Source organism: Microbacterium trichothecenolyticum, from assembly GCF_041938625.1.
In the GTDB taxonomy this organism is placed as follows: Bacteria; Actinomycetota; Actinomycetes; order Actinomycetales; family Microbacteriaceae; genus Microbacterium; species Microbacterium trichothecenolyticum_D.
This window is the reverse complement of record NZ_CP169427.1, coordinates 2,503,240-2,515,691: the sequence shown is the minus strand read 5'-3', so window position 1 is coordinate 2,515,691 and position 12,452 is coordinate 2,503,240. Positions and strand designations below refer to the sequence as shown.

Genomic DNA, 12,452 nt, shown 5'->3' with positions numbered 1-12,452 from the left:
GGGGTGGGGTCCGCCGCCCGGGTGCGGGCGGCGGACCCGGTGGCCGTCACGGCCGGGGTGCGAGGCTGGCCTCGCGGAGGTAGGCGCGTTCGCGCGCTGTGTTGGCCTCCTGGTGCCGGTACGCCTGGGCGTGCCGGCGGCGGTCGTCCGCGAGCCGCGGGGCGCGGGTGCTCCACAGCAGCAGCCACAGGCCCAGCTGGAGGGCGAGGCGGTCCAGGAGCGAAGTCCGGGTGTCGCGGCTCGGGAGCCGCAGCGTATCGGGAAGGCCCGAGGGGCGCTGCGGCGCAAGGAGAGTGTTCATGATTGCTCTTTCCAGATGAAGTGTCGCCTCGGGCAGGCGCCGGGAGGCGGGGATGCCGTGCCGCAGCACGACGGGACGAGATCGCAGGGGGAGCGCGCTCAGCACCACGAAGCGGGTGCGGCGCAACAGACGGTTCACGCCCGGAAACGGGCAGACTCGTCCCCTGCGGGGATCAGATGGCGGCGGGGAAGCGGCCGCTCAGCACAGCGCCGAAGGAGACGGTCCCCGACGCGACGGCACGAATCGCTCCGCCATCACGGGCGGCGATTCCGGTTGGAGTCATCAGCATCATCGGGGGACCTCCTTTCTCGACTTCAGACGCAGAGAGTGACGTTAGCGGGTGCGGGATACCCGCGTCAAGCTTTCTTGCAGATTCGGTGATCTCATGGCGTGTCGCCGGATCCGCGCGCCACGGCCGGTCTTCCGAGCGCGTGTGCTGCGCTCCGGTAGCGTAGGCGGGTAAACGGCCGGGGTGGAAGGCGTATCCATGCACCTGAAGAGCGTGACGCTCAAAGGGTTCAAGTCGTTCGCCCAGCCGACGACGTTCGCCCTCGAACCCGGCGTGACATGCATCGTCGGTCCGAACGGCTCCGGCAAGTCCAACGTCGTCGACGCGCTCGCGTGGGTGATGGGGGAGCAGGGGGCCAAGACCCTCCGCGGCGGCAAGATGGAGGACGTCATCTTCGCCGGCACTGCGACGCGCGGGCCGCTCGGGCGCGCCGAGGTCCAGCTCACGATCGATAACAGCGACGGCGCACTGCCGATCGAGTACTCCGAGGTGACGATCAGCCGGACGCTGTTCCGCAACGGCTCGAGCGAGTACGCGATCAACGGGGAGTCGTGCCGCCTGCTCGATGTACAGGAGCTGTTGAGCGATTCCGGCCTGGGTCGCGAGATGCACGTGATCGTCGGCCAGGGGCGTCTCGACAGCGTCCTGCAGGCGACGCCGGAGGATCGCCGAGGATTCATCGAAGAGGCGGCCGGCATCCTCAAGCACCGCCGTCGCAAGGAGAAGACCCTCCGAAAGCTCGACGCGATGGAGGCGAACCTCACGCGTCTCAGCGACCTGGCCGGCGAACTGCGCCGGCAGCTGAAGCCGCTGGGCCGTCAGGCGGAGATCGCCCGCGAGGCGGCGACCATCGCGGCGGTCGTGCGCGATGCGAAGGCCCGCCTCTTCGCCGACGAGATCGTCGGCCTGCGTGCCGAGCTCGCCTCCCACGCGCAGAGCGAGCAGGAACGGCACGCCGAGCGCATGGTGCTGCAGGAGCGTCTCGACAACGCCCGCGTGCGCATCGAGCAGCTCGAGGGCGCCCAGCGCTCCGAGAGCGTGGATCGCGCCCGCCGCGTCGCGTTCGGGCTCGAGCGGGTGCAGGAACGGCTGCGGGGGCTCTACGCTCTGGCGGGCCAGCGGCTCGCACTCCTCGGCGACGCGGAGGACGAGGACCGCATCGAGCTGACTACGGTCTCGCAGGCGATGATCGACGAGGCTCGCGCAGAGATCGACGACGTCTCGGATGGACTGGGTGCCGCACAGGACGCCGCCGCCGAAGCGGCGCGCGGCGTCGTGCGCGCCCGCGCCGAGCTCGACGCCCTCGACGTCGACATCGCCGCGCAGAGCGCGCTGGTCTCCGAGCATGACATGCGCATCACCGCTTTGCGCGGCACCGCCGAGGCCGCAGCCTCCGCCCTCGCCGCCGTGCAGGCCGCTGTCGAACGCCAGCAGAAGGCGCTGGACGCCGCGCTCGCGCGCCGCGCGGAGGCCGAAGAGATCCTCGCCGGCGTCGACCCCGACCTCGTCCCCGAGGAGTCTTCAGCCGATCATGCCGCGGCCTACGAGCGCGCGCAGCGCGATGCCGCCGAGACCGAGTCCTCGGTCTCCTCGCTCCGGGAGCGCCTGCACGCTGCGGAGCGCGAACGCGAGGCTCTGACCGCGCAGACGGCCGCGCTGAGCCGGGCGCTCGATGTGAAGAACGGCGCGTCGACGCTGATCTCGGAGGGACGCGACGGCGTCCGGGGCCTCGTCGGCGACGCGGTGCAGGTGAAGCCTGGATTCGAGGCCGCGATCGCCGCGGTGCTCGGACCCATCGCCGAGGGCGTGCTCGTCGAAGACCGCGACAGCGCGTTCGCCGTGGCCGACGCCGCGCGCGACGCCGAAGCGGGTGTCGTCGACATCGTGATCGCCTCGGCCGGCATGATGCACCCGTTGTTTCCCGCGATGCCTGGCGTGGTGCCGGCCCGCGAGGTCGTCACGGCTCCCGAGGGCGTGCTCGGCCTGCTGTCGTACGTCGTCGTCGCCGACGACCTCGCCACGGCACGCGAAGCCGGCCCCACGCTGGCGAACGCCGAGCTCGGCGGTCCCCTCACGCTCGTCACACGCCGCGGCGAGGTGTACACCGAGTACTCCCTCCGTGCGGGTGCGGGATCATCGCGGTCGCGGCTGGAGCTCGCGGCGGAACGGGATGCTGCCGCCGAGCGTCGCGACGAGATCGCCGTCGTGGCGGACTCGCTGCGCCAAGCGCTGTCCGACGCGACCCGTGAGCTCGAGTCGGCTCGCCTGCGCACCAAGACCACGCTCGCGACCCTCCGTGAGCATGACGCGGCGCTGGCCGCCCACGCCGAGCAGGTGAACCGGGCGATGGTGCGGCACGAGGCCGCGGTCGCCGAGTGCGAGCGGCTCGCCGCCGGGCTTGCCCAGGCCGCCGCAGCCGTCGAGGAGGCCGAGGGATCGGCGCGATCCGCCGAGGACCAGCTCACGTCTGCGCTCGAGGCTCCCCGCCCGATCCTCGACGCCTCCGCACGCGAGGGCATGCTCGCCGCGCTCGAGGAGGCGCGCGACCTCGAGATGCGCTCCCGTCTCGACGTCGAGACGCTCCGGGAGCGCATCCGGGCGGCGGAAGCGCGTGTCGTCGGGCTCGAACGCCAGCGCGAGCGCGAGCGCGATGCCGCGGCCGAGGCGGCGCGCCGCGCCGTCGTCCGCCGCGCGCAGCGGGAGATCGCGGCCGGCGTCGCCGGTCAGCTGCCCGCCGTGATCGACTCCGTCGACCGCTCGCTGGCGCAGGCCCGCGCCGACCTCGCGGCCGCGGAGTCCGAGCGCACCGCTGTCACCGCCGAGCTCGCCGAGCTGCGGACGCAGGAGAACGCGGTCCGGGAGCGGCTCGCCGGGCTCACCGAGAGCGTCCACAGCCTGGAGCTCCAGATCCACGAGAAGCGTCTCCACGTGACCGGACTGCTGGAGCGGGTGCAGTCCGAGCTCGGGCTCGACGAAAACATTCTCGTTTCGGAATATGGGCCGGATCAGCCTGTTCCGTTGGATCCGATGGCGGGACCCGCGCCTGAGGACAGCGGTGACGCCGGGGCGGCAGCATCCGTCGCATATGATCGCCCGCAGCAGCGCAGACGTCTGCAGGAAGCCGAACGCAAGCTGGCGCAGCTCGGCCGGGTGAACCCGCTCGCTCTCGAGGAATTCGAGGCGCTTGAGCAGCGTCACAAGTTCATGACCGAGCAGCTCGCCGATCTCACGCAGACCCGCAGGGACCTGCTCACGATCATCGAGGAGCTCGACGAGCGCATGCAGACGATCTTCCTGGCGGCGTTCGAGGATACGAAGGTCGCGTTCGGGGAGGTGTTCCCGATCCTGTTCCCGGGCGGCACGGGCTCGATCGCGTTGACGGACCCCGACTCACCGCTCACCACCGGCATCGACGTGGCGGTGCGGCCGGTCGGGAAGAAGATCGAGCGGCTCTCGCTGCTGTCGGGCGGGGAGCGCTCGCTTGCGGCGGTGGCCCTGCTGACCGCGATCTTCAAGGCGCGCCCCAGCCCCTTCTACATCCTCGACGAGGTCGAAGCCGCTCTCGACGACGCCAACCTGGGACGCCTGCTCGGCGTCTTCGAGCAGCTGCGCGCCTCGAGCCAGCTCATCGTGATCACGCATCAGAAGCGCACGATGGAGATCGCCGACGCGCTGTACGGGGTGTCGATGCGGCAGGACGGCGTCTCGGCCGTCGTCGGTCAGCGCATCGCCGAACGCGTCGCCTCCTGACCCGCCCCTAGGCTTAGAGGCATGGCAGAGAGCTCCTGGTCGCTCGGACGCGCGCTGCGCGGAATGTTCGTCAAGCCCACGATCGACGAGACGACGTGGGACGACCTGGAGACGGCGCTGCTCACCGCAGACTTCGGGCCGGACATCACCGAGCGCATCGTCGACGAACTGCGGGAGAAGGTGGAGCGCTACCGCACCACCGACCCCCGGGACCTGCAGCGCATGCTGAAGGAGACGCTCGAGGAGCACTTCGCGAAGTTCGACACGACGCTCCGCCTCACCGAGCGCCCGGCGGTCGTGCTGGTCGTCGGCGTCAACGGCGTCGGCAAGACCACGACGATCGGCAAGTTCGCGAAGTTCCTCCAGCGGTACGGCCGCTCGGTCGTCGTCGGCGCGGCCGACACGTTCCGCGCCGCGGCCGTCGACCAGCTCGCGACCTGGGCGGAGCGCGGCGGGGCGACGATCGTCCGGCCGCAGCAGGAAGGCCAGGATCCGGCATCCGTCGCCTTCCAGACCATCGAGTACGCGAAGAACACCGGCACCGAGATCGTGCTCGTCGACACCGCAGGACGCCTGCACACCAAGGGCGGCCTCATGGACGAGCTCACCAAGATCCGTCGCGTCATCGAGAAGCAGGCGCCCATCAGCGAGGTGCTGCTCGTGCTCGACGCCACGACCGGACAGAACGGCGTGATGCAGGCGCAGGCGTTCCTCGAGCACGCCGGCGTCACCGGCCTCGTCCTCACGAAGCTCGACGGTTCGGCCAAGGGCGGGTTCGTCCTCGCCGTGCAGGAGCGCACCGGGATCCCGGTGAAGCTGCTGGGCCAGGGCGAGGGCATCGGAGACCTCACGGGCTTCACTCCGCACGTGTTCGCGGCGTCGCTCGTCGACTGAACACGCCGCCGGATCCGACCGAATCCGCGCCATGCCGTGTTCGGGCTATCGCCGACGCCCGCGTTGCGGTTTCATGGGGTCATGGCGATCGAGCACGACTACTTCGGACTCCTCGAATCGGGGCCTGACGGATCGATCTTCTGGTCGGAGAACGTCGAACTGGGAGACCAGTCCGTCACGGTGGACCTCACGGCCCCCGACCAGGACGACGTGTCGGAAGCAGCCCTCGATGTGGCCGCCGCGCTCATCTCGTCGATCGAGGACATCGACCGCAGCGCCCGCAACGCGATGGTCAACGAGCTGAGCGATCGCACCAGCGAGGTGACCGAGTACATCCTGCAGCAGCAGGAGGCTCTCGGCGAGGCCCTCGAAGACACGCTCGTCGACATCTCGGGCGACGTGCACATCGACGTGATCCGCTCGCTGCAGCTGATGAGCATGACGATCCTCGCCGACGAGCACGGGGGCTCCGACCCCTTCGCCGTGCTCGAGTACGCGCTCGATCCCGACGCCACCGACGACGTGCTGCTGGTGAACCTCGACTCCGACGGCGGCGTGCTGTCGGTGACGAGCGCCGACTAGCACCCGGAGGGCTCAGACCGCCTGCGCGAACCCGCGCTCGACGTGCACGTCCTCGGCGATGTGCGCGAGGTGCGGCGGGATCTCGCGCCCCTTCGAGATCATCGACTGCGCCCACAGGCGCCCGGCGCGGTACGACGAGCGCACGAGCGGGCCCGCGAGCACACCGAGGAACCCGATCCGCTCCGCCTCCTCCTTGAACTCGACGAACTCCTGCGGCTTCACCCAGCGCGCGACCGGCAGGTGGCGCGGCGAGGGGCGCAGGTACTGCGTGATGGTGATGATGTCGGTGCCCGCCCCGTGCAGGTCCTCGAGCGCCTGCACGACCTCCTCGGGCTCCTCGCCCATGCCGAGGATGAGGTTCGACTTGGTGATGAGGCCGGCGTCGCGCGCCTGGGTCAGCACGTCGAGCGAGCGCTCGTATCGGAACGCCGGACGGATCCGCTTGAAGATGCGGGGCACCGTCTCCACATTGTGCGCGAAGACTTCCGGGCGGCTGTCGAAGACCTCATCGAGCAGCGCGGGGTCTCCGTTGAAGTCGGTCGCGAGGATTTCGACGCCCGTGTTCGGATTCGCCGCGTGGATCGCGCGGACCGTCTCGGCGTGCAGCCACGCTCCGCCGTCGGGCAGGTCGTCGCGGGCGACGCCCGTGATGGTGGCGTACCGGAGGTTCATGCGCACGACGCTCTCGGCGACGCGCCGGGGCTCGTCGGTGTCGTAGTCGGCGGGCTTGCCGGTGTCGATCTGGCAGAAGTCGCAGCGGCGCGTGCACTGCGAGCCGCCGATGAGGAACGTCGCCTCGCGGTCCTCCCAGCACTCGTAGATGTTGGGGCAGCCGGCCTCCTGGCAGACCGTGTGCAGTTCCTCGGTCTTCACGAGCGAGTGCAGCGCCTGGTACTCCGGCCCCATCTTGGCCCGGGTCTTGATCCACTCGGGCTTGCGCTCGATCGGCGTCTGCGCGTTGCGGACCTCGAGCCTCAGCAGCTTGCGGCCGTCGGGGGCGGAGGACGGCGCGGATGCTGCACCCGGCGTGCTGCAGGCGCTCATGCCGGCACCCCCGCGAAGTCGAGAGCGAAGATCCGCGAGACGGTGTCGACCACGTCGCTCGGCGAGATGTCGGCTCCGGCGATCTCGCTCATCGTCGTGACGCCGGCATCCGTGATCCCGCACGGGATGATGCCGCGGAATCCCGCGAGGGTGTTGTCGCAGTTCAGTGCGAAGCCGTGCATCGTGACGCCGCGCTGCACGCGCACGCCGATGGCCGCGACCTTGTCCTCGCCGAGCGGGCGGCGCACCCACACGCCGCTGCGGCCCTCGACGCGATAGCCGTCGATGTCGAACTCGTGCAGCGCGTCGATCAGCAGCTGCTCGAGGCGGCGCACGTGCGCGACCACATCCACGGGCTCGGCGAGGCGGACGATCGGGTAGCCGACCAGCTGACCGGGGCCGTGCCAGGTGATCTTGCCGCCGCGGTCGACGTCGACCACAGGCGTGCCGTCGGTCGGCCGCTCGTGGCGCGCGGTGCGGGCCCCTGCGGTGTACACCGGCTCATGCTCCATCAGCAGGAGCGTGTCGGCGCGGGTCCCGGCGACGACATCGGCGTGGATGCTGCGCTGCAGCGCCCATCCGTCGAGGTACGGCACGCAGTCGGGGGAGAGGCCGACCGTCTGGATGTCGAGCATCGTGCTCCTTCGCAGGATTCGCTTGTGGCGATTGATGGATTGCGTCCAACAATACATCGAGCGAGAACGAGTCCGGTCAGCCGTGGTGCCCCCGGGCCACACGCGGGAGGCGGCCAATAGGGTGGGCTTCATGTCCACCGAACCGCGCGCGGGACGGCCCAAGGCGTCGTCGCGCGAGACGATCGCCGAGGCGGCCTGCGAGCTGTTCCTCGAGCAGGGGTACGAGCAGACGTCGATCGTCGACATCGCCCGACGCTCGGGGGTCAGCCGGTCGAGCTTCTTCAACTACTTCTCGTCGAAGTCCGACGTGCTCTGGGCAGGACTCGACGGGCGGCTGGCGGCGTTCGAGCAGCGTCTCGAAGTGGACGACGGAATGGATGCTGCGACCGCCGTCCGCTCGGCAACGCTGGCCATCGCCGACTCCTTCGCACCCGACAGCCTCGCCCTCGGCATCGTGAATGCGACCGCGATGGGCCTCGAGGCGGAATACGAGCGCGACGCCGCGCTGCGACGGGCGCGCGTGGCGCGGGCGGTCGCCGCCCGCCTTCTGCACGGCGGAGCCGACCGCGTGCGCGCCGACGTGGCGGGAGCGGCGTGGGGCGGTGCGGTCCTGGCCGCCATCGAAGCGTGGGCCCACGACGGCGCCGGGCGCACGTCACTCGCGCGATTCCTCTCGCTCGCCGCCGACGCGGCAGAGCCGGTGTCGTCCCTGCCCCTGGTGGGAGAAGTCGCACAGCTCCGCGTCGTCGTGCAGGCCTCCGCCTTCGAGCAGACCCTCGCCTTCTATCGCGACGTGGTCGGGATGCCCCAGGCCGAGGCCTACGAAGCCGACGGTGGCGCGCGCGTCGCGATCCTCGCCGCGGGGCGCGCGACGCTCGAGATCGCCAATCCCGCACAAGTGGAGTTCATCGACCGCGTCGAGACCGACGGCGACGCCCCGAGTGACCGGATCCGTCTGGGGCTCGAGGTCGCCGACACGGCGGCGGCGGTGTCGCGGCTGTCGGACGCGGGCGCCGAGGTCGAGGCATCCGCTCGCGAAACGCCCTGGCGCTCGATCAACGCCCGCCTGCGCGGCCCCGCCGGATTGCAGCTCACGCTCTTCCAGGAGCTCGGCCCTGCGGACTGACCATTCCGCACGATCCTCTGGCAGCCGCCTCCGAGACGGTGCACGATGGTGCCCAGCGCACATCGTCGTGGGAGGTCACCGTGGAAACGGCATCCGCACTCGCCATGCATTGCTCCGTCGCCCTGATCGGTGCGACGGGTTCGGGAAAGACGATGCTGGCGGAGGCGATGCTGCACCGCGCGGGCTCGATTTCGCGGCGGGGTTCGATCGAGCAGGGCACGACCGTGTGCGATCACGAACCCGAGGCGATCGCGCGCCACACGACGCTCGGACTGACGCCCGCATGGCTGTCCTGGCGTGCCGATGATGCGGACGTCGGCCTCACACTCCTGGACACCCCGGGACACCCCGACTTCGTCGGCGCCGTGGACGCGGCGCTCGCGGTGGCCGATGTGGCGGTGCTCGTGATCAGCGCGATCGACGGGGTGACAGCCGGCGCCCGCGCCGCGTGGTCTGCTGCCGAGGCGGCCGGTGTCGCGCGGGTCGTCGTCGTGACCCAGGAGGACCGCGCGCGTGCGTCGTTCCGCGTCGTGCTCGATCAGCTTCGCGGAGAGTTCGGCGACGGCATCTGGGCGCTCGAACTGCCGGTGGGGGAGGCGCAGTCCTTTCAGGGGGTCGCCGACGTGCTGACTGAGCAGGCCGTCCTCTACGATGCCGACGGCGGTCACCACGAGGAGCCCGTGCCCGCCGACCTCGCCGAGGAGGAGCACCGCCTGCACCAGGCGGTCACCGAGGAGATCGTCTCCCGCGACGACGAACAGCTCGAGGCGTACCTCGAGGGGCACGAGCCGCCGGCGGCCGAACTCGGGCGCACCCTCGCTCGCACGGTCGCCGCGGGAGAGGGCGTGCCCGTCGTCGTGTGCTCCGCCACGACCGGAACCGGCGTCGACCGTGTTCTCGATCTCCTGTGCGAGCTCGCGCCGGCCGTGTCCGGCCGTGACAGCAGCATCGTCCTCGGCGTGGACCCAGACGGCGGGGGAGGCAGCGAGCACCACGTGGCGCCCGACCCCGGGGGCGACAAGCTGGTTCACGTGTTCCGTACGGTCGCCGACCCGTTCGTGGGTCAGATCGCGATGCTGAAGGTGCTCTCGGGTGTCCTGCGGCCAGGAGACCGCCTGCGCAACGCGACGACCGGCGTCGAGGAGCGGATGCCGGGACTGTTCCGACTGCGGGGTGCCGATCACCTGCCGGTGGACGCGTTGCGGGCCGGCGAGATCGGCGCCGTCGCCAAGCTGGCCGGCACGCCGTCCGGCTCGCTGCTGTGGAGTCGGGCGCAGACGAACGCCCGTCCAGCGAGGCTGCCTTCCCGGCCGCCCGTCTTCGCGATGAGTCTGCAGCCTGTGTCGCAGTCGGACGACACGAAGCTCACCACGGCGCTGGGCCGCCTCGTCGCCGAGGACCCCACGCTCGTCGTCGATCGGGCGGGCCCCGACACGATCCTGCGCGGCCTGGGCGACACGCACGTGGCGGTCGCCGTCGAGCGCCTCGCTCGGGTGCTCGGCGTGCACGTCACGACGGGCCCCGCACCGGTCGCCTACCGCGAGACGATCGCGCACGGCGCGGCCGCAGAGGGAAAGCTCAAGAAGCAGTCGGGCGGACACGGGCAGTTCGCCGTCGTCATGCTGCGGGTCGCTCCGCTTCCCGCGGGTGGAGGCTTCGAGTTCGTCGACTCCGTCGTCGGCGGTGCCGTGCCGCGCTCGTACATCCCAGCCGTAGAGAAGGGGGTGCGCGACGCCCTCGCTGCCGGGGGGACGCTCGGGCATCCGGTGGTCGACGTTCGCGTCGAGCTGTACGACGGCAAGTCGCACTCGGTCGACTCGTCGGAGATGGCCTTCCGCACGGCCGCGGCGATGGGGGTCAAGACCGCGCTGGCGCAAGCAGGAGCGGTGCTGCTCGAACCGGTCTCCACCGTCGTTGTGATCGTGCCGGCCGCGGGTCAGGGGCAGGTGCTGACAGATCTGTCGGGAAGACGCGGCCGTGTGGTCGGGACGGAGACCGACGCGGATGGGCGCACCCGCGTCATCGCGACCGTCCCTGATGCGGAGCTCGCACGGTACGTCCTCGACCTGCGTGCACTCACCGGTGGCCAGGCGGAGCTGACGCTCACCCCTTACGGCTACGAGCGGGCGCCGGAGGGTGCCCGGGCGTGAAGCCGAGGCGATGGCCCACGGCGAAGCACGCTACGCGCTCGACGCTAGAATCGGGGGATCATGGCGACTTTCGGCACCCTCTCCGACCGGCTCACCGAGACCTTCCGCAACCTCCGCACCAAGGGCAAGCTCACGCCCGCGGACGTCGACGGCACGGTCCGCGAGATCCGGCGCGCCCTGCTCGACGCCGACGTGGCGCTGCCCGTCGTCAAGGAGTTCACCGCCAAGGTGCGCGAGCGCGCCCTCGGCGACGAGGTCAACAAGGCGCTGAACCCGGCGCAGCAGGTCGTGCAGATCGTCAACGAGGAGCTCATCGCGATCCTCGGCGGCGAGCAGCGCCGGCTGCAGTTCGCGAAGAACCCGCCGACCGTCATCATGCTCGCGGGCCTCCAGGGCTCCGGCAAGACCACGTTCGCCGGCAAGCTCGCGAAGATGCTCGAGAAGGACGGCCACACGCCCCTGCTCATCGCCGCCGACCTCCAGCGCCCCAACGCCGTCAACCAGCTGCAGGTCGTCGCCGAGCGCGCCGGTGCCGCGATCTACGCGCCCGAGCCGGGCAACGGCATCGGGGACCCGGTCAAGGTCGCGAGGGACGGCGTCGAGGTCGCCCGCCGCCAGCAGCACGACATCGTCATCATCGACACCGCCGGCCGTCTCGGCGTCGACGCCGAGCTCATGAAGCAGGCCGCCGACATCCGCACGGCGACGGACCCCGACGAGGTGCTGTTCGTCATCGACGCGATGATCGGACAGGATGCCGTCAACACGGCGAAGGCGTTCCAGGACGGCGTCGACTTCACCGGCGTGGTGCTCTCGAAGCTCGACGGCGACGCGCGCGGCGGTGCCGCGCTCTCCGTGGCGTCCGTGACCGGGCGCCCGATCATCTTCGCGTCGACGGGTGAGGGTCTCGACGACCTCGAGGCGTTCCACCCCGACCGCATGGCGTCGCGCATCCTCGACCTCGGTGACATCCTCACCCTCATCGAGCAGGCGCAGCAGGCGTTCGACGAGGCCGAGGCGCTGAAGGTCGCCGAGAAGCTCGCGACCGAGCAGTTCACGCTCGAGGACTTCCTCGAGCAGATGCAGCAGATGCGCAAGATGGGCTCGATGAAGAAGATGCTCGGGATGCTCCCGGGCATGGGCCAGATGAAGGACCAGCTCGACAACTTCGACGAGCGGGAGATCGACCGCACCGAGGCGATCATCCGCTCCATGACTCCGGCCGAGCGCCGCAACACGAAGCTGCTCAATGGCTCGCGCCGCCTGCGCATCGCGCGCGGCTCGGGCATGACCGTGACCGACGTCAACCAGCTTGTGCAGCGTTTCGACCAGGCCGCGAAGATGATGAAGACCGTCGCCCGCGGCGGCGTGCCCAACATCCCCGGCATGGGCCCGATCCCGGGCGCGGGGCGTCCGGGCGCGTCGGCGAAGCGCGGCAAGCAGCAGAAGGCCAAGGGTTCGCGTTCGGGCAACCCGGCCAAGCGCGCCGCCGAGAACGCCGGCATCGCGGCTCAGGCCGCAGAGGCACCGACGGGTTCCGGCTTCGGGCTCGGCGGTGGCGCGAAGGGCGCGCCGACCGAGGCCGACCTCGCCGAGCTGCAGAAGATGCTCGGCCGCGGCTGACGTCGGGATTCACGGATGCTGCGCGCCGCAGCATCCGTCTCCATCACGCGTCCGCGCG

9 protein-coding genes are annotated in these 12,452 nt (G+C 70.8%); 6 read left to right on the top strand and 3 right to left on the bottom strand.

Going from position 1 to position 12,452, the window contains the following annotated elements; all coding sequences use genetic code 11:
- Nucleotides 1-46: 46 nt before the first annotated feature.
- Nucleotides 47-301 (bottom strand): hypothetical protein, encoded by a 255-nt coding sequence (locus ACEYYH_RS11695; RefSeq protein ID WP_374974572.1) that lies wholly within the window; start codon nt 299-301, stop codon nt 47-49.
- A gap of 487 nt (nt 302-788) precedes the next feature.
- Between ACEYYH_RS11695 and smc the strand changes: the two genes are divergently transcribed.
- The 3 genes from smc (at nt 789) to ACEYYH_RS11680 (ending at nt 5,816) form a co-directional block, all read left to right on the top strand.
- Nucleotides 789-4,340 (top strand): chromosome segregation protein SMC, encoded by a 3,552-nt coding sequence (smc, locus tag ACEYYH_RS11690; RefSeq protein ID WP_374974571.1) that lies wholly within the window; start codon nt 789-791, stop codon nt 4,338-4,340.
- A 21-nt stretch (nt 4,341-4,361) separates the two neighbouring features.
- A complete protein-coding gene (gene ftsY / locus ACEYYH_RS11685) occupies nt 4,362-5,234 on the top strand; it encodes a signal recognition particle-docking protein FtsY (protein ID WP_341998986.1) in 873 nt (290 codons plus the stop codon).
- Nucleotides 5,235-5,315: 81 nt separating this feature from the next.
- A complete protein-coding gene (locus tag ACEYYH_RS11680; protein ID WP_374974570.1) occupies nt 5,316-5,816 on the top strand; it encodes a DUF2004 domain-containing protein in 501 nt (166 codons plus the stop codon).
- 12 nt (nt 5,817-5,828) lie between these two features.
- Here the strand turns inward: ACEYYH_RS11680 and lipA are convergent, their stop codons facing one another.
- The gene (gene lipA, locus ACEYYH_RS11675) at nt 5,829-6,860 is read right to left on the bottom strand and encodes a lipoyl synthase (protein ID WP_374974569.1); all 1,032 of its coding nucleotides are present in this window, start codon (nt 6,858-6,860) and stop codon (nt 5,829-5,831) included.
- Nucleotides 6,857-7,495 (bottom strand): lipoyl(octanoyl) transferase LipB, encoded by a 639-nt coding sequence (gene lipB, locus ACEYYH_RS11670; protein ID WP_374974568.1) that lies wholly within the window; start codon nt 7,493-7,495, stop codon nt 6,857-6,859. Before lipB ends, lipA begins: the two co-directional genes overlap by 4 nt.
- 130 nt (nt 7,496-7,625) lie before the next feature.
- Here lipB and ACEYYH_RS11665 point away from each other — a divergent pair, with 130 nt between their 5' ends.
- The 3 genes from ACEYYH_RS11665 to ffh all read left to right on the top strand — a co-directional run bounded on the left by ACEYYH_RS11665 (nt 7,626) and on the right by ffh (nt 12,394).
- Nucleotides 7,626-8,621: a TetR family transcriptional regulator gene (locus ACEYYH_RS11665; RefSeq protein WP_374974567.1), complete on the top strand. Its 996-nt coding sequence runs from the start codon at nt 7,626-7,628 to the stop codon at nt 8,619-8,621.
- A gap of 80 nt (nt 8,622-8,701) precedes the next feature.
- Nucleotides 8,702-10,771 carry an elongation factor G gene (locus ACEYYH_RS11660; RefSeq protein ID WP_374974566.1) on the top strand — a complete coding sequence of 690 codons (2,070 nt, stop codon included), beginning with the start codon at nt 8,702-8,704 and terminating at the stop codon, nt 10,769-10,771.
- Between the two features lie 60 nt (nt 10,772-10,831).
- Nucleotides 10,832-12,394 carry a signal recognition particle protein gene (gene ffh, locus ACEYYH_RS11655; protein WP_374974565.1) on the top strand — a complete coding sequence of 521 codons (1,563 nt, stop codon included), beginning with the start codon at nt 10,832-10,834 and terminating at the stop codon, nt 12,392-12,394.
- Nucleotides 12,395-12,452 lie beyond the last annotated feature (58 nt).